Source organism: Streptomyces sp. NPDC006529, assembly GCF_040611795.1.
In the GTDB taxonomy this organism is placed as follows: Bacteria; Actinomycetota; Actinomycetes; order Streptomycetales; family Streptomycetaceae; genus Streptomyces.
Genome location: NZ_JBEXPB010000012.1, coordinates 20,304 through 40,598 on the forward strand (window position 1 = coordinate 20,304; position 20,295 = coordinate 40,598).

The following is a 20,295-nucleotide window of genomic DNA, read 5'->3' on the forward strand; positions in this document are numbered from 1 at the left end:
TGTGCATCCGCGTATCACCCCCGGAAGGCTAGCGCCGGGCCCGCCCCGGGGCCATGGCGCCTCGGTCCGGCCGGGCAAGTCCGGGCCCCGCGGGCGGCCTGACGGAGGATCGGCCGGATCCGGCCGTCCGGCGGCCGCGCTCGCGCCTACGTACGAGTAGTTAACCAAGCGTGCTGCATGGGTGGGCGTTGAGTGGGCAGGGCTCCCGAGGTACGGCGTCGCGCACAACGCTCGTACAGCGCACGGCACACCCCCCGCCCCACCCTCCCGCCACCCGAGTGAACGCGGACAGGAGCGGCCATGCCCGCAGCCCAGCCGTCCACTGAGCGGCTAGAAACAGAGCGAACAGAGCGTGCACAACCAGCCGGGAGGTCATCGGCTGGCCCGTTGTCACCGAGCCCCGCGAACTGCCCCCAGGTGATCCCATCATGATCGGTCGCATTCCCGTGCTGGACGTCCGCCCCGCCGTCGACTGCGGCGCCAGACCCGCCAAGGCGGTCGTGGACGAGGTTTTCGAAGTGTCCGCCACCGTGTTCCGCGAGGGGCACGACGCGCTCGCGGCCCACGTGGTGCTGCGAGATCCGAGCGGCCGTCCGCGGCCGCCCGTGCCCCTGCGCGAACTGGCGCCCGGTACCGACCGGTGGGGCGCCCGGGTGTCCGCCGACACCGAAGGGCGGTGGACGTACGTCGTCGAGGCCTGGAGCGATCCGGTCGCGACCTGGCGCGCGCACGCCCGGATCAAGGTGCCGGCCGGGATCGACGCCGAGCTGATGCTGCTGGAGGGCGCCGAGCTGTACGAGCGGGTCGCCGCCAGGATTCCGAAGCGGGACGGGCGCGAGGCGGTGCTGGCCGCCGCCGACGCGCTGCGCGACGAGGACCGCCCGGCGCAGGCGCGGCTGGCCGTGGCCCTGGCCCCCGAGGTCGACGCGGCGCTGGCCCGCAAGCCCTTCCGGGAGCTGGTGAGCGCCTCGAAGCCGATGGCCGTGCGCGTCGAGCGCAAGCGGGCCCTCTTCGGCTCCTGGTACGAGCTGTTCCCGCGCTCGGAGGGCGCGGTGCTGGAGCCGGGCCGGGCCCCGGTCAGCGGCACCTTCGCGACCGCCGCCGAGCGGCTGCCGGCGGTCGCCGCCATGGGCTTCGACGTGGTGTACCTGCCGCCGATCCACCCGATCGGGAGCACCTACCGCAAGGGGCCCAACAACACCCTGTCCGCCGGGAGTTGGGACCCGGGCGTGCCGTGGGCCATCGGTTCGACCGAGGGCGGGCACGACGCGGTCCACCCCGAGCTGGGCACGATCGAGGACTTCGACCGCTTCGTCGCCCGGGCCCGCGAGCTGCGCCTGGAGGTCGCCCTCGACTTCGCCCTCCAGTGCTCGCCGGACCACCCGTGGGTGGAGAAGCACCCGGAGTGGTTCCGCCACCGCGCGGACGGGACGGTCGCCTACGCCGAGAACCCGCCGAAGAAGTACCAGGACATCTACCCGATCCACTTCGACACCGACATGGGCGGGATCGTCGAGGAGACCCTGCGCATCCTGCGGTACTGGATGGACCACGGGGTGCGCATCTTCCGGGTCGACAATCCGCACACCAAACCGGTGGTCTTCTGGGAGAAGGTGATCGGCGCGGTCAACAAGAGCGACCCGGACGTGATCTTCCTGGCCGAGGCGTTCACCCGGCCCGCCATGATGCGCGCGCTCGCGTCGATCGGTTTCCAGCAGTCGTACACCTATTTCACCTGGCGCAACACGAAGCGGGAACTCACCGAATACGTCACCGAGCTCGCGGGCGATTCGGCCGCCTGCATGCGGCCCAATTTCTTCGTGAACACGCCGGACATCCTGCACGCGTACCTCCAGACCGGCGGCCGCGCCGCCTTCGAGGTCAGGGCCGTGCTGGCCGCGACCCTCTCGCCCACCTGGGGGGTCTACGCCGGATACGAGCTGTGCGAGAACACCCCCGTGAAGGAGGGCAGCGAGGAGTACCTCGATTCCGAGAAGTACGAGCTGCGTCCGCGCGACTGGGCGGCCGCCGAGCGCGAGGGCCGCAGCATCGCGCCGCTGATCACCACGCTGAACCGGATCCGCCGCCGCAATCCCGCGCTCCAGCAGTTGCGCGACATCCATTTCCACGAGACCGACAACGAACAGGTGATCGCCTACTCGAAGCACAGCGGAACCCATTCCGTACTGGTGGTCGTCAACCTCGATCCGCACCACACCCAGGAGGCGACGGTCTCGTTGGACATGCCGGTACTCGGCCTCGACTGGCACGGGTCCCTCGCGGTGCGCGACGAGCTCACCGGCGATACCTATCACTGGGGCAGGGCGAATTACGTGCGTCTGGAACCGGGCCGTACGCCCGCGCACGTGCTCACCGCTCTGCGACCGTCCCCGCTCACCGGAGGGTCACCCACCTCATGATGATCAACGACCCCGTCCACGACCTCTTCGAGGACACCCCCGCCAAGGACCGCGATCCCGACTGGTTCAAGCGCGCGGTGTTCTACGAGGTCCTCGTCCGCTCCTTCCACGACAGCAACGGCGACGGCGTGGGGGACCTCAAGGGCCTCACCGCGAAGCTGGACTACCTCCAGTGGCTCGGCGTCGACTGCCTGTGGCTGCCCCCCTTCTTCGCCTCCCCGCTGCGCGACGGCGGCTACGACGTCTCGGACTACACCTCGGTGCTGCCCGAGTTCGGCGACCTCGCCGACTTCGTGGAGTTCGTCGACGCCGCCCACCAGCGCGGCATGCGCGTGATCATCGACTTCGTGATGAACCACACGAGCGACCAGCACGAGTGGTTCCAGCAGTCGCGCAAGGACCCCGACGGCCCGTACGGCGACTACTACATGTGGGCCGACAACGACAAGCAGTACCAGGACGCCCGCATCATCTTCGTCGACACCGAGTCCTCGAACTGGACCTACGACCCGGTCCGCAAGCAGTACTTCTGGCACCGCTTCTTCTCCCACCAGCCGGACCTCAACTACGAGAACCCGGCCGTCGTGGAGGAGATCGTCTCGGCCCTGCGCTTCTGGCTGGACCTGGGCATCGACGGGTTCCGGCTCGACGCGGTCCCCTACCTCTACGCCGAGGAGGGCACCAACTGCGAGAACCTCCCGCGCACCCACGCCCTGCTCAAGCGGGTCCGGGCGGAGATCGACGCGCACTACCCGGACACCGTGCTGCTCGCCGAGGCCAACCAGTGGCCGGAGGACGTCGTCGACTACTTCGGCGACTACGCCAAGGGCGGGGACGAATGCCACATGGCCTTCCACTTCCCCGTGATGCCGCGCATCTTCATGGCGGTCCGCCGGGAGTCGCGCTACCCGGTCTCCGAAATCCTCGCCAAGACCCCCGAGATCCCGGCGAGCTGCCAGTGGGGCATCTTCCTGCGCAACCACGACGAGCTGACGCTCGAAATGGTCACGGACGAAGAGCGCGACTACATGTACGCCGAGTACGCCAAGGACCCGCGGATGCGGGCCAACATCGGCATCCGGCGCCGGCTCGCGCCGCTGCTCGACAACGACCGGCACCAGATCGAGCTGTTCACCGCCCTGCTGCTGTCCCTGCCCGGCTCGCCGATCCTCTACTACGGCGACGAGATCGGCATGGGCGACAACATCTGGCTGGGCGACCGCGACGGCGTCCGCACGCCCATGCAGTGGACCCCGGACCGCAACGCCGGTTTCTCCTCGTGCGATCCGGGCAGGCTCAACCTGCCGGTCATCATGGACCCGGTCTACGGGTACCAGGTCACCAACGTCGAGGCCGCGATGTCCTCGCCCTCCTCGCTGCTGCACTGGACCCGGCGGCTGATCGAGATCCGCAAGGCGAACCCCGCCTTCGGTCTCGGCTCGTACACCGAACTCCCGTCGTCCAACCCCGCGGTGCTGGCGTTCCTCCGCGAGGCGCCCTCCACCGAGGGCGAGGCGGACGACCTGGTGCTGTGCGTGCACAACTTCTCGCGGTTCGCGCAGCCGACGGAGCTGGACCTGCGGTCCTTCAACGGACGGGTGCCGGTGGAACTCACCGGTGACGTCCGGTTCCCGCCGATCGGTGAGTGGCCGTACCTGCTGACCCTGGCGGGACACGGTTTCTACTGGTTCCGGCTGCGGGGCGAGCAGTAGCGCCGAGGCTTCGCCCCGCGCCCACCCGGGGCGGCGAATGGGTCAATCGCCGCCCTGTACGGACCATCCGACCCGACACTCACACACACCGCCGGACAGCAACTGCCGCCATCCGGGACACTCTGCGCAACTGTGACGGCCCGGGGAAAGGACGCGACGCCATGTCGGAGGCTGCATCCACCCGGAGTCAGGTCAGCCGGTCGGGCCGCACGGCGGCCGACCTCAGAGGGGCGCCGGACCGGCTCGGTCCGCTCGAACCGATGCTGCGGGCCTGGCTGCCACGGCAGCGCTGGTTCGCGGGCAAGGGGCGCGCGATCAGCGTCCTGCGACCGGTCTCGGCGGCCGAGCTGCTCCCCCCGGGCTCCTCGCCCGGGCTGCTGCACCTGCTGCTCGACGTGGACGGCGACTGCTACCAGCTGCTGCTCGGGATCCGTCCCGAGCTGCCGCCCTCACTCGCCCCCGCGCTGATCGGCCGCCCCGAGGAGGGGCCGTACGCCGGCCAGGCCGTCTACGAGGGCCTCGGCGACCCGCGGCTCGCGGCCCTGCTGCTGGAACGATTGCGCGCCCCCGGCCTGCTGGGACCGCTCCGCTTCGACCGGGATCCGGGGGTCGTCGTCCCGGCGGGGCTGACGGCCCGGCCGCTGTCCGGGGAGCAGACCAACTCCTCGCTGATCTACGGGGACGCCTACATCCTCAAGGTGTTCCGGCGGGTCGGCCCCGGGGTCAATCCCGACCTGGAGCTGCCCAGAGCCCTGGCCGCCGCCGGGTGCGCCCGGGTCCCGGCGCCGGTCGCCTGGTACGAGGCGGTCCTGCCCGGCTCCGAGCCGCTGACCCTGGGCGTCCTGCAGCCCTACTTGCGGGGCTCCGACGACGGCTGGCAGCTCGCGCTGCGCCGGCTCGGCGCGGGCGCCGACTTCACCGCCGAGGCGCACGCCCTGGGCCGGGCCACCGCCGAAGTGCACAGCGCGCTCGCCGAGGCGCTGCCGACCGTCGCGCTGGGCCCCGAGCAGACGGCCCGGCTCGCCGCCGGGATGACCGCGCGGCTGGCCGCCACCGCGCGCGAGGTGACGGCACTGCGCCCGTACGAGGCGGGGCTGCGCGGCGCCTTCGACGCGCTGGCCGCCTCGCGCGGCGCCGGGGTGTCCGCCCAGCGCATCCACGGCGACCTCCACCTGGGGCAGACCCTGCGCACCCTGGACGGCAGCTGGTCCCTGATCGACTTCGAGGGGGAACCGGCCCGGCCGCTGGCCGACCGGCGCCGCCCCGAACCGGCCGTCCGCGACATCGCCGGGATACTGCGCTCCTTCGACTACGCGGCCCGCTCCCACCGGCCGTTCGCCCCCGCCTGGGCGGACGCCTGCCGCGCCGCCTTCTGCGAGGGGTACGCCCGCACCACCGGCCGCGACCCGCGCGAGGACCCCGTCCTGCTGCGCGCCTACGAGACCGACAAGGCGGTGTACGAGGCCCGCTACGAGTTCCGGCACCGCCCCGACTGGCTGCACGTCCCGATGGCCGCCGTCCGGCGGCTGTCCGGACGCGAGCGCCCGGCACACCGGCTGCCGCTCCCGCCGCCGGTCACCGACACCCTCCCGCTCTCCCCACCCCACCCCCGCGAGCAGCCCCCTAGGAGGCCGCACACGTGAGCGCCGCCCGACAGCCGTCGCCGACGTCCCGCCCGACCACCGCCCCCGCCGCGCCCGTGGAGGCGGCGGAGAAACCGCGCCCGCCCCGCGCCCGGCGGACCGAGCCGCCCCACGGGGTCCGGCCCGCCCCGGCACTGGGTGCGGACGACCGGTCCCGGCTGCTGGAGGGCCGCCACCACGATCCGCACGCGCTGCTGGGCGCCCGTACCCAGCAGGGCGGGGTCGCCTTCCGCGCGCTGCGCCCGTACGCCAGGGCGGTCACCGTCATCGCCAAGGGGCTGCGGGCCGAACTCCGCGACGAGGGCGACGGGTTGTTCTCCGGGCTGCTGCCGCTGACCACGGTGCCCGACTACCGGCTGCTCGTCCGCTACGACAGCGACGAGGTGGAGGTGGACGACCCCTACCGCTTCCTGCCCACGCTCGGCGAACTGGACCTGCACCTGATCGGCGAGGGCCGGCACGAGGAGCTGTGGACGGCGCTCGGCGCGGAGCCGATGGAGCACCAGGGGGTGGCGGGGACCCGGTTCACGGTGTGGGCGCCGAACGCCCAGGGCGTGCGGCTCACCGGTGACTTCTCGTACTGGGACTCGGCGGCGTACCCGATGCGCTCGCTGGGCTCGACCGGGGTGTGGGAGCTGTTCCTGCCCGGCGTGGGCGAGGGCGCGCTGTACAAGTTCGACATCACGCGCCCGGACGGCAGCCACACCGTGCGCGCCGACCCGATGGCGCGCCGGACCGAGGTGCCGCCCGCGACCGCGTCGATCGTGACCGCCTCGCACTACGCCTGGCAGGACACGGAGTGGATGGCGACCCGCGGCCTGCGGCCCGTCCACCAGGCGCCCTTCTCGGTGTACGAGGTGCACCTGGCCTCCTGGCGGCCGGGCCTCGGCTACGCGCAGCTGGCGGAGCAGCTCCCGGCGTACGTGAAGGAGCTGGGCTTCACCCACGTCGAGCTGATGCCGGTCGCCGAGCACCCCTTCGGCGGTTCCTGGGGCTACCAGGTCACCGGCTACTACGCGCCGACGTCGCGGATGGGCACGCCCGACGAGTTCCGCGCCCTGGTCGACGCCCTGCACCGGGCCGGGATCGGGGTGATCGTCGACTGGGTGCCCGCGCACTTCCCGCGCGACGAGTGGGCCCTCGCCGAGTTCGACGGCCGGCCGCTGTACGAGCACCACGACCCGCGGCGGGCCGCGCACCCGGACTGGGGGACGCTGGAGTTCGACTACGGGCGCAAGGAGGTCCGCAACTTCCTCGTGGCGAACGCCGTCTACTGGTGCCAGGAGTTCCACATCGACGGGCTGCGCGTGGACGCGGTGGCCTCGATGCTCTACCTGGACTACTCGCGCGGCGAGGGCGAGTGGACGCCGAACGAGCACGGCGGGCGCGAGAACCACGACGCGGTCGCGCTGCTCCAGGAGATGAACGCGACGGTCTACCGGCGCTGCCCCGGCGTGGTCACGATCGCCGAGGAGTCCACCGCCTGGGAGGGCGTGACGCGGCCGACGGACGCGGGCGGGCTCGGCTTCGGGCTCAAGTGGAACATGGGCTGGATGCACGACACCCTGCGCTACATCGCGAAGGAGCCGGTGCACCGCAAGTACCACCACAACGACATGACCTTCGGGATGATCTACGCGTACAGCGAGAACTACGTGCTGCCGATCTCGCACGACGAGGTGGTGCACGGCAAGGGCTCGCTGGTGGGCAAGATGCCCGGCGACTGGTGGCAGCAGCGCGCCTGCCACCGGGCCTACCTGGGGTTCATGTGGGCGCACCCCGGCAAGCAGCTGCTCTTCATGGGGCAGGAGTTCGCGCAGGGCGCGGAGTGGTCGGAGGCGCACGGCCCGGACTGGTGGCTGCTGGACCCCTCCTACTCCGCGGCCGGCGACCACCAGGGGGTGCGCGCGCTGGTGGGCGAGCTGAACCGGACCTACGCGGCGGCGCCCGCGCTGTGGGAGCGGGACACGGTGCCGGAGGGGTTCGCCTGGGTGGAGGCGGACGCGGCGGAGGACAACGTCATCGCGTTCCTGCGCTTCGCGCTGGACGGCTCGCCGCTGCTGTGCGTCTCCAACTTCTCGCCGGTGGTCCGGCACGACTACCGGATCGGCGTGCCGGAGGAGGTGGCCGAGTGGCACGAGGTGCTGAACACGGACGCGGAGCGGTTCGGCGGCAGCGGGGTGCGCCACCCGCGGCCGCTGCGGCCGGAGCCGGTGCCCGCGCAGGGGCGGGCGGCGAGCCTGCGGATGACGCTGCCGCCGCTGTCGACGGTGTGGTTCAGGCCGGCGCCGCCGTCCGGGTCGTGAGGCTCGGGCGGTGAGGCTCGGGCGGTGAGGCTCAGGCGGTGACCGGTCGGGGCGCCGTGTCGAGGACGTCCTCCAGGTCCTGGAGCAGGCGTCGCTTGGCCCGGGCCCCGACCAGCGTCTTGACCGGTTCGCCGTCGCGCAGGACGAGCAGGGTGGGCATGGACAGCACGCCGTAGCGGACCATCGTCTCCGGGTTGGCGTCCGCGTCGATCTGTACCACCTTCAGGCGGTGCGCCTCCTCGGCGGCGACGGCGGACAGCACGGGCGCCAGCTGGCGGCACGGTCCGCACCAGTCGGCGGTGAACTCGACCAGGACGGGGCGCCCGCGCTCGGCGAGCACCTCCGCCCCGAAGGTCGCGTCGGTGACCTCGTCGACTCCGTGGGCACGGTGCATCTTCTTCTCCCCTGTGGGTTGTGTCTCTGGTCTCTGGGCTCAGTCGCGGGCGGTGGTCTCGCAGCGCGGGGTGGCCGCCTCGCCGGCGGCCTCCTCGGCGCTCGCGAGCTGCCGCGCGACCTGGTCGCGCACGTCGGCGAGCTTGCCGATCAGGCCGTCCAGCTCGGCGAGCTTGCGGCGGTAGACGGCGAGGGAGGCGGGACAGGCGTCCCCGGCCGGGTGGCCCGCCCGCAGGCAGTCCACGAAGGGCCGGGTCTCCTCCAGCTCGAAGCCGAAGTCCTGGAGCACCCGGATCTCGCGGAGCAGCCGCAGGTCGTCCTCGTCGTACGAGCGGTATCCGTTGCCGCTCCGCCGGGCGGGCAGCAGCCCCCGGTCCTCGTAGTAGCGCAGGGCCCGGGTGGTGGTCCCCGCCCGCTCCGCCAGTTCGCCGATTCGCATGGCCCGACCGTAATCCTTGACGCCGACGTCAAGGCAAGGACTGGGCGCGCGGACCCGGAAAGGGCGCTTTCGTGCGCCCGGGGTCAGCCGAGCGGGAGTGCCTGGTGCGCGGCGACGATGGCATCGATGCGGTGCGCGAGGTCGAAGTCGGCTCGCGTCAGCCGGTAGCCGGCATCGTGCGTGGTGATCGAGGCGCGCAGGTGGTCGATACGGAGGTCGAGGTCGGCGTGGTGCTGGATCCGCCGCGACCGGTCGGCGATGGTGACGATCGCGGCCACCGCAGCGTGGTACCGGATGGGGTAGGTGCGGGTGATCGCCTCGCCCTCCCGTGCCCACCCCGGAAGACCGGCCAGCCCCTCGGCGATCTCCTCGTCCGTCATCGGCTGCGGCACACCCATGTCATCCCCTTACAGTCACAGGAGCCAGGAGTTCGGCGAGGTCCCGGCCTACGGGGGCATCGTGCCACGGGCGCATGGCTCGCTCCAGGGTGATCAGTTCACGGCGCATGCGGGCGGACCCGGTCTCGACGGCGATCTCCGCCGCCGTGCGGGCGAGTTCGACGGCCTGCTCCGGCTCGTTGGCACCGGCCGCGGCGGCAGCATGCCGGGCGAGGTAGACGCCGCGGTCCCGGCGGGCCGTCGCGGGCACCGCGTCGAGGACTTCGGCCCACAACGATTCGGCTTCCCGGCCAAGGCCCAGCCGTCCGTAGCAAGTGGCGCGCTGCACTTCGAGGTAACCAGGCGTCCGACGACAGGCGTTGCCCCAGGGCAGGTCGTCATCAACGCGGGAGACCAGCTTGCCCGCCGCGTCGATGAGGCGGTCGACGGCGGTTCGGTCATGAGTGAGGCTGGCGCCGTGGGCCTGCTGTTGCATGGCCATGACCCTGGCCTTGGGGACGATCCGATCGTCGTCGAGGGCGGCCTCGCACAGGTCGATGACGCCGTGCCCGTCGCCCAGGTCGGTGCGGACCTGCGCGAGGTTGACGAGGGAGTAGGCGATGAGGTGTGGGTCCCGGGACCGGGCTGCGATCTCTTGGGTCACCCCCCGCCAGAAAGTGGCCGCGCCGAGATCTCCGGCGTCCTGGTAGAGCCAGCCGACGAGCGCGGCATACGCGGCCCCGACCCGGAGGAGCCCGCGGCGAGTCTCACCCGACGCCGAGCGGACGAGCTTGTCGATGAGCTGGTACTGCGTGCTGACGGTGCCGATGAGGTCGTGCGGGCCGAGGAACATGTCCGCGCGGTAGTGCCCCTCCAGTTGCTGTTGGAAGTAGTCGATGAGCGCCGGGTCGACGTGCTGGGTGGCGAGGGGGCCGGACATCAGCGCGGCCTCGGTGACGGATAAGAAGGTGCGACGCTTCACGTCTTCCTCCTGGTGTGCCTCGGGCCTGGTCCAGCCGGCGGGCGGCGTGAATCCCAGGTCCTCGGGCCACCGGCCGAACGCGTCGTGGAGAACCGTGGCCGTCTCTTGCGACGGCCAGCCTGGGCGAGTTCCTTCCCAGCGGCGCCACGTTCGCGGGGCCACCTCGAACGATCTGTCGTCGAGGAAGCGTTGTCCGTGGGCGCTGAGCGCGGCCGCCGCAGCGTCCATGCTGCGCCAGCCCGCGCGGAGCCTTGCAGCCCGCAGGGCATCGTTTCGGTGGCCCATAGGCCCGGTGAGAGGTGTCATCGCGTCTGTCCCCGGCCGTGGCCGCTACGTGGCCACCGATGGCCACGCGATGGCCTATCTGCCCATCTGCGTGCACGGCCATCATCCTCCTATGGGCGCTTCACGCGCTGCCGAACCGATGCAGGGGACCCGGAATGGAAGTACGCGAGAGCAAGCCGGACGAGGCGTACGGGCACCTCGACCACCCGCTCCTCCGCCAGCGGGTCCGCGACCCGCGGACGGGGCGCGAGGGCGAGTTGATGGCCGTCGTCGAGGAGTGCGTCGGCACCGTCGCCGGGGTCCCGCAGCGCGCCCGGACCGCGTATGTCCGGGGCGCCGACGGCCGGGAGTTCACTGCGGCTCCCAACCTCCTGGAGCGGCTGTGACCGCCGCGGGCCGGATCTGCGCCGTCTGCGACCGGCCGATCCGGGCCGGCGGGACGGAGTTCATCCGGCACTCCGCGTCGGGGGCCCGTCCGTCCGACTGGGCGCACGACATCCGGGACCCGGCGTGCAAGCCGGTCCGCCCGGGCGCGCGGTGAGGCGGACCGGATCCGCCGGCACTGGAGGTGGGAGGGCCCTCGCCACCCCCGTGCACGAGGGCCCCCGAATGGTTCACGCCCCGATCGCCGGAGTGGTTCAGGTGGCGGCGGAGGGTGTGATCGGGTTCACTCGGACGGCGGGTGCCCGCTTGGCTTGAACCAGACCTCGGGAAATGGATCTTCACATGATCCGTTTACCGGACGGTCGCACAATAACCGGACTTAATACCCGAACACCGTAGGAGGTTCCTACGAGTTGTGGGCTTGTTTGAACGGTCTGTAGTCGCCAACCCGGTTTCGCTCCTACGGTGTGGCTCGTGCACTCCAGCCCCCCTTTCAATGCCCCCGCCGCCCGCCGCCTGCGGGCGGCCCTGGGCATGGCACCCGGCCACGTCGCCTACGGCCTGCGCGCCCAGTACGGGCTCCTCGTCACCCCCGAGACCGTCATGGCCTGGGAGCGTGGCGAAATACCGCCGTCCTCGGCCGAACTGACGGCCCTCGCGGGGGTGCTCTGGTGCTCCCCCGGCGAGCTGCTGGCCGAGCCGGTCACCCTGCGGGAGCACCGGATCGCGCGCGGCGTGGCCCCGGAGGAGCTGGCCCGGCGGATCGGGCTGGAACCGTCCGCCTACCAGAAGATGGAGGACACCGGCCGCTGGAAGGGCAACGAGCGCCAGTCCGCCACGCTCACCTCGCTGCTGGGGCTGACGCCGGCCCAGTTCGTGACCGCCACCGGCAAGCACGACGAGCTGGCGGAGCTGCTGCGCAACGCCGTGACCACCCGCTGGCAGGCGTATGTGAAACCGCTGGCCAAGCTGCTCCCGGTGGCCAAGTCCGAGCTGGAGCGGGTGCTGGAGCTGCTGCACGGGGACTACCAGTCCCGGATGCTGGCCACCCTGAGCTGGGGCGGGGCGGGCGGCCGGGCGGACAGCGGGGACGCGGGGCGCGAGTTCCTCGCGGGGATCGTGGACCGGTTCTGGGAGCTGGCACGGGTGCGGTGACCGCCGGGCGGCTCCGGGGGGCACCGCCCGGCTGCGGCGCCCTAGAAGACCGACTCGGCCTCGTACATGCGGGCGTCCGGGACGGTCTTCAGCTCGGTGACCGCCTCGGCGAGCGGGGCCATCACGATGTCGGTGCCGCGCAGCGCGGTCATGTTGCCGAAGTCGCCGCGGTGGACGCCCTCGACGGCGTGCCAGCCGAAGCGGGTGGCGAGCACCCGGTCGTAGGCGGTCGGGGTGCCGCCGCGCTGGACGTGGCCGAGGATGACCGGACGGGCCTCCTTGCCCAGGCGCCGCTCCAGTTCCACCGCGAGCCGGTTGCCGATGCCGGCGAAGCGCTCGTGACCGTACGCGTCGATCGCGCCCTTCTCGTAGGGCATGGAACCCTCGGCCGGGTGCGCGCCCTCGGCGACGCAGACGACCGCGAACTTCTTGCCGCGGGCGAAGCGCTCCTCCACCATCTTCACCAGGGCGTCCACTTCGAACGGCCGCTCCGGCAGGCAGATGCCGTGCGCGCCGCCCGCCATGCCGGACTCCAGGGCGATCCAGCCCGCGTGGCGTCCCATGACCTCGACGACCATGACGCGCTGGTGCGATTCGGCGGTGGTCTTCAGCCGGTCGATCGCCTCGGTGGCCACCATGACGGCGGTGTCGAAGCCGAAGGTACGGTCGGTGGAGGAGATGTCGTTGTCGATGGTCTTGGGTACGCCGACCACCGGCATGCCCGCGTCCGAGAGCATCCGGGCCGCCGTCAGGGTGCCTTCGCCGCCGATCGGGATGAGGGCGTCGAGCGCGTACCGCTCGGCCAGCTCACCGGCGTGCTCGGCGGCTTCGTGCAGCCGGGCGCGCTCCATCCGGGCCGAGCCGAGGATCGTGCCGCCGCGCGCCAGGATGCCGCTGACCGCATTGATGTCGAGGGGGCGGTAGTGACCGTCGAGGAGGCCCTTAAAACCGTCCTCGAAGCCGATGACTTCGTCACCGTGTCCGACCACGGCGCGGTGCACGACCGACCGGATGACAGCGTTCAGGCCCGGGCAGTCGCCGCCTGCGGTGAGAACTCCGATACGCATCGTGCTGTGTCTCCTGCTCCTGGTCGTACCGAGCGGTCCGCGTGCGGGCGGGCCGCCGTACACATGAAGGTCTTGCCGGTGAGGCCTGTCCGATTGTTCCACGGGCCCCGGGGAAGCCGCGCTCCGAGCGACTGCCCCCGCAGGGCCTTCCGACCCCCCTGGACAGGCCTTTTTCCCGGCGGGCGCCTTAACCATCGGCAGAGGTATTGTCAAGAGGGCAAGCTCATACTAATTGGGTAAAACGACTCGTAAGATCCACAGGGACGGAGAGCACGCGTGACGCGCAGCGTGTACGTGACCGGCATCGACCGGGGGGACGGCCGGCAGGTCGTCGAGCTCGGACTCATGGAGCTGCTGACCCGCCAGACGGGCCGAGTGGGCGTGTACCGCCCGCTGCTGCACGACGGACCCGACCGGCTCTTCGACCTCCTGAAGGCCCGCTACCGGCTCGACCAGGACTCGTCCACCGCTTACGGCATGGAGTACCACGAGGCCTCCGTGCTGCTCGCCGAGAAGGGCGCCGACGAACTGGTCTCCCGGCTGGTCGACGGCTTCCACCGGGCCGCGCGCGACCACGAGGTCGTGCTGGTCCTCGGCACGGACTACGCCGGCACCAGCCTGCCCGACGAACTGGCGCTCAACGCCCGGCTGGCCAACGAACTGGGCGCGGTCGTCATCCCCGTGGTCGGCGGCACCAAGCAGACCGCCGAGTCGGTGCGCGCGGAGACCCGCAACGCCTACCGGGCCTACGAGAGCCTCGGCTGCGAGGTCGTGGCCGTGATCGTCAACCGGGTGGCCGCGGAGGACCGCGAGGCGCTCGCCGAACGGCTGACCGCGCGGCTCCCCGTGCCCTGCTACGTGCTCCCGGACGACAAGACGCTCTCCGCGCCCACGGTCGCCCAGATCACCCGGGCGCTGGGCGGCGAGGTGCTGCTCGGCGACGAGGCCGGGCTGGCCCGCGACGCCGTGGACTTCGTCTTCGGCGGCGCCATGCTGCCGAACTTCCTGAACGCGCTGACCCCCGGCTGCCTGGTCGTCACCCCCGGGGACCGCTCCGACCTGGTCATCGGCGCGCTGGCCGCGCACACCTCCGGCACCCCGCCGATCGCGGGCATCCTGCTGACGCTGAACGAGCGCCCCGGCAAGGACATCCTGACGCTGGCCTCGAAGCTGGCGCCCGGCACGCCGGTGGTCTCGGTCCCGGGGAACAGCTTCCCGACCGCCGCCGAACTCTTCGCGCTCCAGAGCCGGCTGAACTCCGCCACCCCGCGCAAGCTGGAGACCGCCCTCGGCCTCTTCGAGCGGCACGTGGACACGGCCGCGCTGCGGGACCGGATCTCGGTGACCCGCTCCACCCGGGTCACCCCGATGATGTTCGAGCACGAGCTGCTGGAGCGGGCCCGCGCCGAGCGGCGCCGCGTGGTGCTGCCCGAGGGCACCGAGGAGCGGGTGCTGCGCGCCGCGGACGTGGTGCTGCGCCGGGGCGTGTGCGACCTGACCCTGCTGGGCGGGGAGCAGGCGATCCTGAAGAAGGCGGCCGACCTCGGCATCGACATCAGCGCGGCGCAGCTGATCGACCCGATGACCTCGCCGCTGCGGGAACGGTTCGCCGAGTACTACGCGAAGGCCCGCGCCCACAAGGGCATGACGGTCGAGCTGGCCAACGACGTGGTCACCGACGTCAATTACTTCGGCACCCTGATGGTCCAGGTCGGCCTGGCCGACGGCATGGTGTCCGGCGCGGTGCACTCCACCGCCGCCACCATCCGGCCCGCCTTCGAGATCATCAAGACCCGGCCCGACGCGTCCATCGTCTCCTCGGTCTTCTTCATGTGCCTGGCGGACAAGGTCCTCGCCTACGGCGACTGCGCCGTGAACCCGGATCCGGACGCGGAGCAGCTCGCCGACATCGCGGTGCAGTCGGCCGCCACCGCCGCCGCGTTCGGGCTGGAGCCGCGGATCGCGATGCTCTCGTACTCGACCGGCACCTCCGGTTCGGGGGCCGACGTGGACAAGGTCCGCAAGGCCACCGAGCTGGTCCGGGCGCAGCGTCCGGACCTGCTGATCGAGGGCCCGATCCAGTACGACGCCGCGGTCGAGCCGTCCGTGGCGGCGACCAAGCTGCCGGAGTCCGAGGTGGCCGGGCGGGCGACCGTGCTGATCTTCCCGGACCTCAACACGGGCAACAACACCTACAAGGCCGTCCAGCGCTCCGCGGGCGCCGTGGCGGTCGGCCCGGTCCTGCAGGGCCTGCGCAAGCCCGTCAACGACCTCTCGCGCGGCGCACTGGTCCAGGACATCGTCACCACCGTGGCGATCACCGCGATCCAGGCCCAGTCCGGGCCCGCCCCGGTCTGATCCCCGTACGACCACCCGAGCACCCCCACACGAGAAGGTTCCGCATCCGTGACCGCATCGCGCGTACTCGTCCTCAACTCCGGCTCCTCGTCGCTCAAGTACCAGCTGCTCGACATGGCGGACCGGTCCCGCCTGGCCGTCGGGCTGGTGGAGCGCATCGGCGAGGAGAACTCCCGGCTGGTGCACGAGCGGCTCGTGGACGGGCCCCCGCCCGCGGCGGGCGACGCGAAGCGGGAGACGCTCGGCCCGATCGCGGACCACCGGGCCGCCCTGGAGGCCGTCGCCGCCGAGCTGGCCGCCGACGGCACCGGCCTGGACTCCCCCGAACTGGCGGCCATCGGGCACCGGGTGGTGCACGGCGGCACGAAGTTCACCCGGCCCACCGTGATCGACGACGAGGTGCTGGCGGAGATCCGCGCGCTGATCCCGCTCGCGCCGCTGCACAACCCGGCGAACGTGACGGGGATCGAGGTGGCCCGCTCCCTGCGCGCGGACCTCCCGCAGGTGGCGGTCTTCGACACGGCGTTCCACTCGACGATGCCGGAGCACGCGGCCCGGTACGCGATCGACGCCGCGACCGCCGAGAAGTACTCCGTCCGGCGGTACGGGTTCCACGGCACCTCGCACGCCTACGTGTCCCGGGCGGCCGCTGCCCTGCTGGGCAGGGCGCCCGAGGACGTGAACGTCATCGTGCTGCACCTGGGCAACGGCGCCTCGGCCTCCGCCGTGCGGGGCGGAGTGTGCGTGGAGACCTCGATGGGGCTGACCCCGCTGGAGGGTCTGGTGATGGGGACGCGCTCCGGGGACCTCGATCCGGCGGTCGTCTTCCACCTCGCGCGGGTGGGCGGCCTCTCGGTGGATGAGATCGATTCGCTCCTGAACAAGAAGAGCGGTCTGCTGGGCATGTGCGGGGACAACGACATGCGCGAGGTGATGCGGCGCGCGGGCGAGGGCGACGAAGCGGCGGCCGTCGCCTTCGCCGCGTACGTCCACCGCCTGAAGAAGTACATCGGCGCCTATACGGCGGTGCTCGGCCGGGTGGACGCGGTGGTGTTCACCGCCGGGGTCGGCGAGAACGCCCACCAGGTGCGGGAAGCTGCCGTGGAGGGTCTGGCCGGGCTGGGGCTCGTACTGGACCCGCAGGCCAACGCGGTGCGCTCCGCGCGGCCGCGGCTGATCTCCGCCGAGGGCGCGCGGGTGGCCGTCGCGGTGGTCCCCACCGATGAGGAACTGGAGATCGCCGCCCAGGCGTACGAGCTGGTTACCCGTTAGTCACTTTGGACTTTCCACCAGACGGAATATTCCGCTACGAAACAAACCGATAGGATCCGCTCCATGCGCCGTTCCAAAATCGTCTGCACGCTGGGCCCCGCCGTCGACTCGTATGAGCAGCTGAAAGCGCTCATCGAGGCAGGCATGAACGTGGCCCGATTCAACTTCAGCCACGGATCCCAGGCAGAACACCAGGAGCGGTACGACCGCGTCCGGAAGGTCTCCGAGGACACCGGGCGCGCCGTCGGCGTCCTCGCCGACCTCCAGGGTCCCAAGATCCGTCTGGAAACCTTCGCCGAGGGTCCCGTCGAGCTGGTGCGCGGTGACGAGTTCACCATCACCACCGAGGACGTCCCGGGCGACAAGTCCATCTGCGGCACCACCTACAAGGGTCTGCCCGGTGACGTCTCCAAGGGCGACCAGATCCTGATCAACGACGGCAACGTCGAGCTGCGGGTGACCTCGGTCGAGGGCCCGCGGGTCAAGACCATCGTCATCGAGGGCGGTGTCATCTCGGACCACAAGGGCATCAACCTGCCGGGTGCGGCCGTCAACGTCCCGGCCCTGTCCGAGAAGGACGTCGACGACCTCCGCTTCGCCCTGCGGATGGGCTGCGACATGGTCGCCCTGTCCTTCGTGCGCGACGCCGACGACGTCAAGGACGTCCACAAGGTCATGGACGAGGAGGGCCGCCGGGTCCCCGTCATCGCCAAGGTCGAGAAGCCGCAGGCCGTCGAGAACATGGCGGCCGTGGTCGACGCCTTCGACGCGGTCATGGTGGCCCGTGGCGACCTGGCCGTCGAGTACCCGCTCGAAAAGGTCCCGATGGTCCAGAAGCGGCTCATCGAGATGTGCCGCCGCAACGCCAAGCCGGTGATCGTCGCGACCCAGATGATGGAGTCGATGATCACCAACTCGCGGCCGACCCGCGCCGAGGCCTCCGACGTCGCGAACGCCATCCTCGACGGAGCCGACGCGGTCATGCTGTCGGCCGAGTCCTCGGTCGGCGCCTACCCGATCGAGACCGTCAAGACGATGTCGAAGATCGTCGTCGCGGCCGAGGAGGAGCTGCTCTCCAAGGGCCTCCAGCCCCTGGTCCCGGGCAAGAAGCCGCGCACCCAGGGCGGCTCCGTCGCCCGCGCCGCCTGCGAGATCGCCGACTTCCTCGACGGCAAGGCCCTGGTCGCCTTCACCCACTCCGGTGACACCGCCCGCCGCCTGTCGCGCTACCGCACGGTCCAGCCGATCCTGGCCTTCACGACCAGCGAGAGCACCCGCAACCAGCTGGCGCTGAGCTGGGGCGTCGAGTCGTACGTCGTGCGCCACGTGGACAACACCGACGCGATGGTCGACCTCGTGGACGACGAGCTGCTCAAGCTCGGCCGCTACAACCAGGGCGACACCATGATCATCACGGCCGGTTCGCCCCCCGGCGTCCCCGGCACGACCAACATGGTCCGCGTCCACCACCTCAACGGCGGCGCCCGCGGCTGACGCCGCGGCACCACCCGCTGACCGTCTGCCGCACAGACACGAGGGCGGCACCCCGATCGATCGGGGTGCCGCCCTCGGTGCGTTGCGGGAGCGCCTACTCCGGCGGGCCGACGTAGTTGTGCAGGCCCGGAACGGTGAGCGTGCCGCCGAACTGGCCGGCCTGGACGACCTTGACGTTCGTGAAGAATGCGAAGGGGACGTTCAGCGGCGGCGGGGTGTTCGGGGTGAACTCGATCGGGATCAGCCCGAACAGGTTCCCCTTCAGGCTCTCGGTGTACATCGTCACCGTGCCGCCGCGGATCGTGGACGTGGAGCCCGGGCGGGACTTGAGGTGCGCGACGTTCCCGCTCTTGCCGACCGTCTGGTAGAGGTCCTTGATGTCGAGCGAGTCCGCCGTGAACTTCAGGACCTTCTTCGTGCTGCCGTTCGCGGTCTTCACCTCGACGATGCCCGCGTAGTCCAGCCCGTAGAGGGTCAGCAGGGAGCTGTCGAGGTACCACGGCTCGTCCGGCAGGACCGGGGCGCCGGGGTCCAGCTTGGCGTTGGCGAGGGCCTGGGCGTCCAGCGTGGGACAGGGGAAGGGCGTCTTTCCGTCCGCCGTCTTGCCGTCCGCGGCCTTGTCCGCGTCCTTCGCCGCGTCGTCGGCCTTCGCGTCCTCGTCGGCCTTCTCCGCGTCGGACGCGCCGGTCTCGTCCTTGGCCTTCTTCGCGGTGTCCTTGACCTCCTGCGACAGCTCCGAGACGGAGACGCCGGCCTGGTCCGCCGCCTTGCGGATCGGGTCCGCGGCGGGGTCGGGGGTCTGCTTCGCGCCGGGGGCGGCGCTGGTGGCGGGCGCCGGGGCGGCCGTGCCCTTGGCGCCCTTGAGGGGCTTGCCCAGCTCGTCGAAGAAGTCCTTGACCGCGTCGCCCAGACCCAGCGGGTCCAGCGGGTTCGGCGTCCTGGCCGCGGGCGCCGAGGCGCTCGGGGACGGCGAGGCGGCGGCCGGGGCCCCCGGCTTCGCCGGCTGGGACGCCGGCGGGGAGGCGTTCCCCTGCTTGGCCGCGGGCTTGGAGGCCGACGGGGAGGCAGCGGGAGACGGCCCCACGGGAACGCCCGTCGAGGGGGTCGCGGTGGGCGACGCACTCGGGGACGGGCTCTTGGAGGTCGAGGCCGACGGGGAGGGCGATTGCGTGGGCTCGTCGGACCGCGTGACACACGGCCCGGGCGCGAACGGGATCTCCTTGTCGTCGGCCAGTGCCATCTTCGGCGCCATGCCCATCCCGACGAAGACCGCGGTCGGCATCGCCGCCAGCGCCATCGTCTTGCCGACGGGTATCTGGAGCTTGGTCAGCAGCGACTTCCTGGGCGCCGCGTGGCGCGGGCCCCTTCTCTCACGGGACTCTCCGCCCGGGGCCTGGGCCCGTTGCGTCTCGTCACCCCGCACTGTTCCTCCCGCCATCGGCGTGGGCAGTCGTCTCGGAAGCGTGGTCCGTTTCCGCCTCGCGGGGAGCGGGCAGCCCGACCGCGGGGTCCAGCGGCCTGCCGGGCGCCCACGCCAGCGCGAGGCACCCGCCGATCAGCGCGCACAGGAAGCCCAGCAGGAAGCCGCCGATGTTCGACACCGGCAGGGACACGAGCCCCAGCAGGAGCGTGGCGACGCCGGCGAAGATCCTGATGCCCTGCTGGAACCAGAGGGCGAGCCCGAGCGTGACCAGCAGGACACCGATGATCAGTGACCCCGCGCCCGCCGTCGTCGCCATGGCGATCGTGATGTTGCCCAACCGGACGTCCGCGTACGGGAAGTACGCGATCGGAATACCGCCGAGCAGCGTGAACAGTCCCGCCCAGAACGGCCGGGCACCGCGCCAGGCGCGGAACCGGTACCAGAGCACCGTGAGCCAGTGGTCGTCTGCCGGGGATACGGGGGCCTCGGGGTACATGGACAACAGCTCCCTGAAAACGGTCGTACGGAGAACTAGGTGGAGCGCCCGGCCGGGCGGACGGGGCGGCATGCGCGCCACCGCGCCCG

Annotated in this window: 17 protein-coding genes; 10 read left to right on the forward strand and 7 right to left on the reverse strand. The window is 71.6% G+C overall.

Annotation, left to right across the window (positions count from 1 at the left end; translation table 11 throughout):
* The first annotated feature begins 428 nt into the window (after positions 1–428).
* From ABZY31_RS12040 to glgB, 4 genes are all read left to right on the forward strand, one after another.
* A complete protein-coding gene (locus ABZY31_RS12040; protein WP_356408066.1) occupies positions 429–2,420 on the forward strand; it encodes an alpha-1,4-glucan--maltose-1-phosphate maltosyltransferase in 1,992 nt (663 codons plus the stop codon).
* On the forward strand, positions 2,417–4,132 hold the full coding sequence (treS, locus tag ABZY31_RS12045) for a maltose alpha-D-glucosyltransferase (RefSeq protein ID WP_356408069.1): 1,716 nt from the start codon (positions 2,417–2,419) through the stop codon (positions 4,130–4,132). Before ABZY31_RS12040 ends, treS begins: the two co-directional genes overlap by 4 nt.
* 161 nt (positions 4,133–4,293) lie before the next feature.
* A complete protein-coding gene (locus tag ABZY31_RS12050; protein WP_356408071.1) occupies positions 4,294–5,775 on the forward strand; it encodes a maltokinase in 1,482 nt (493 codons plus the stop codon).
* Positions 5,772–8,081, forward strand: a complete 2,310-nt coding sequence (glgB, locus tag ABZY31_RS12055) for a 1,4-alpha-glucan branching enzyme (RefSeq protein ID WP_356408073.1) — start codon at positions 5,772–5,774, stop codon at positions 8,079–8,081. The genes ABZY31_RS12050 and glgB overlap by 4 nt, the downstream gene beginning before the upstream one ends.
* Before the next feature lie 31 nt (positions 8,082–8,112).
* Here the strand turns inward: glgB and ABZY31_RS12060 are convergent, their stop codons facing one another.
* From ABZY31_RS12060 to ABZY31_RS12075, 4 genes are all read right to left on the reverse strand, one after another.
* Positions 8,113–8,475 (reverse strand): thioredoxin domain-containing protein, encoded by a 363-nt coding sequence (locus tag ABZY31_RS12060; RefSeq protein WP_356408076.1) that lies wholly within the window; start codon positions 8,473–8,475, stop codon positions 8,113–8,115.
* Between the two features lie 39 nt (positions 8,476–8,514).
* Complete coding sequence (locus tag ABZY31_RS12065) at positions 8,515–8,913, reverse strand: MerR family transcriptional regulator (protein ID WP_356408078.1); 399 nt, start codon at positions 8,911–8,913, stop codon at positions 8,515–8,517.
* A gap of 83 nt (positions 8,914–8,996) precedes the next feature.
* Positions 8,997–9,311, reverse strand: coding sequence for a 4a-hydroxytetrahydrobiopterin dehydratase (locus ABZY31_RS12070; RefSeq protein WP_356408081.1), 315 nt, complete (start codon positions 9,309–9,311; stop codon positions 8,997–8,999).
* Position 9,312: 1 nt separating this feature from the next.
* Positions 9,313–10,272 (reverse strand): Twin-arginine translocation pathway signal, encoded by a 960-nt coding sequence (locus ABZY31_RS12075; protein WP_356408084.1) that lies wholly within the window; start codon positions 10,270–10,272, stop codon positions 9,313–9,315.
* A gap of 440 nt (positions 10,273–10,712) precedes the next feature.
* Between ABZY31_RS12075 and ABZY31_RS12080 the strand changes: the two genes are divergently transcribed.
* The 3 genes from ABZY31_RS12080 (at position 10,713) to ABZY31_RS12090 (ending at position 12,096) form a co-directional block, all read left to right on the forward strand.
* Positions 10,713–10,943, forward strand: coding sequence for a hypothetical protein (locus ABZY31_RS12080; protein WP_356408087.1), 231 nt, complete (start codon positions 10,713–10,715; stop codon positions 10,941–10,943).
* Positions 10,940–11,098 (forward strand): hypothetical protein, encoded by a 159-nt coding sequence (locus ABZY31_RS12085; protein WP_356408090.1) that lies wholly within the window; start codon positions 10,940–10,942, stop codon positions 11,096–11,098. Before ABZY31_RS12080 ends, ABZY31_RS12085 begins: the two co-directional genes overlap by 4 nt.
* 308 nt (positions 11,099–11,406) lie before the next feature.
* Complete coding sequence (locus tag ABZY31_RS12090) at positions 11,407–12,096, forward strand: helix-turn-helix transcriptional regulator (protein ID WP_356408093.1); 690 nt, start codon at positions 11,407–11,409, stop codon at positions 12,094–12,096.
* 41 nt (positions 12,097–12,137) lie between these two features.
* On the opposite strand, the gene ABZY31_RS12095 is transcribed toward ABZY31_RS12090, so the two are convergent.
* A complete protein-coding gene (locus ABZY31_RS12095; protein WP_356408096.1) occupies positions 12,138–13,163 on the reverse strand; it encodes an ATP-dependent 6-phosphofructokinase in 1,026 nt (341 codons plus the stop codon).
* A 276-nt stretch (positions 13,164–13,439) separates the two neighbouring features.
* Here ABZY31_RS12095 and pta point away from each other — a divergent pair, with 276 nt between their 5' ends.
* The 3 genes from pta to pyk all read left to right on the forward strand — a co-directional run bounded on the left by pta (position 13,440) and on the right by pyk (position 18,287).
* A complete protein-coding gene (gene pta / locus ABZY31_RS12100; protein WP_356408099.1) occupies positions 13,440–15,521 on the forward strand; it encodes a phosphate acetyltransferase in 2,082 nt (693 codons plus the stop codon).
* A 48-nt stretch (positions 15,522–15,569) separates the two neighbouring features.
* Positions 15,570–16,793: an acetate kinase gene (locus ABZY31_RS12105; RefSeq protein ID WP_356408102.1), complete on the forward strand. Its 1,224-nt coding sequence runs from the start codon at positions 15,570–15,572 to the stop codon at positions 16,791–16,793.
* Between the two features lie 63 nt (positions 16,794–16,856).
* Positions 16,857–18,287 (forward strand): pyruvate kinase, encoded by a 1,431-nt coding sequence (gene pyk / locus ABZY31_RS12110; protein WP_356408105.1) that lies wholly within the window; start codon positions 16,857–16,859, stop codon positions 18,285–18,287.
* Between the two features lie 94 nt (positions 18,288–18,381).
* On the opposite strand, the gene ABZY31_RS12115 is transcribed toward pyk, so the two are convergent.
* Together ABZY31_RS12115 and ABZY31_RS12120 are read right to left on the reverse strand one after the other, a co-directional pair.
* Entirely contained in the window at positions 18,382–19,710 is a 1,329-nt protein-coding gene (locus tag ABZY31_RS12115; RefSeq protein WP_356408108.1) for a hypothetical protein, read from the reverse strand.
* Complete coding sequence (locus ABZY31_RS12120; RefSeq protein ID WP_356408111.1) at positions 19,700–20,206, reverse strand: DUF6114 domain-containing protein; 507 nt, start codon at positions 20,204–20,206, stop codon at positions 19,700–19,702. The genes ABZY31_RS12115 and ABZY31_RS12120 overlap by 11 nt, the downstream gene beginning before the upstream one ends.
* Between the last annotated feature and the right edge of the window lie 89 nt (positions 20,207–20,295).

Bases quoted from the DNA above. Each gene is read 5' to 3' on its own strand.
- ABZY31_RS12095 (WP_356408096.1), bottom strand. From the start codon at position 13,163: ATGCGTATCGGAGTTCTCACCGCAGGCGGCGACTGCCCGGGCCTGAAC.
- treS (WP_356408069.1), top strand. From the start codon at position 2,417: ATGATGATCAACGACCCCGTCCACGACCTCTTCGAGGACACCCCCGCC.
- ABZY31_RS12080 (WP_356408087.1), top strand. From the start codon at position 10,713: ATGGAAGTACGCGAGAGCAAGCCGGACGAGGCGTACGGGCACCTCGAC.
- ABZY31_RS12065 (WP_356408078.1), bottom strand. From the start codon at position 8,913: ATGCGAATCGGCGAACTGGCGGAGCGGGCGGGGACCACCACCCGGGCC.
- ABZY31_RS12050 (WP_356408071.1), top strand. From the start codon at position 4,294: ATGTCGGAGGCTGCATCCACCCGGAGTCAGGTCAGCCGGTCGGGCCGC.
- ABZY31_RS12060 (WP_356408076.1), bottom strand. From the start codon at position 8,475: ATGCACCGTGCCCACGGAGTCGACGAGGTCACCGACGCGACCTTCGGG.
- ABZY31_RS12120 (WP_356408111.1), bottom strand. From the start codon at position 20,206: ATGTACCCCGAGGCCCCCGTATCCCCGGCAGACGACCACTGGCTCACG.
- ABZY31_RS12070 (WP_356408081.1), bottom strand. From the start codon at position 9,311: ATGGGTGTGCCGCAGCCGATGACGGACGAGGAGATCGCCGAGGGGCTG.
- ABZY31_RS12040 (WP_356408066.1), top strand. From the start codon at position 429: ATGATCGGTCGCATTCCCGTGCTGGACGTCCGCCCCGCCGTCGACTGC.
- pyk (WP_356408105.1), top strand. From the start codon at position 16,857: ATGCGCCGTTCCAAAATCGTCTGCACGCTGGGCCCCGCCGTCGACTCG.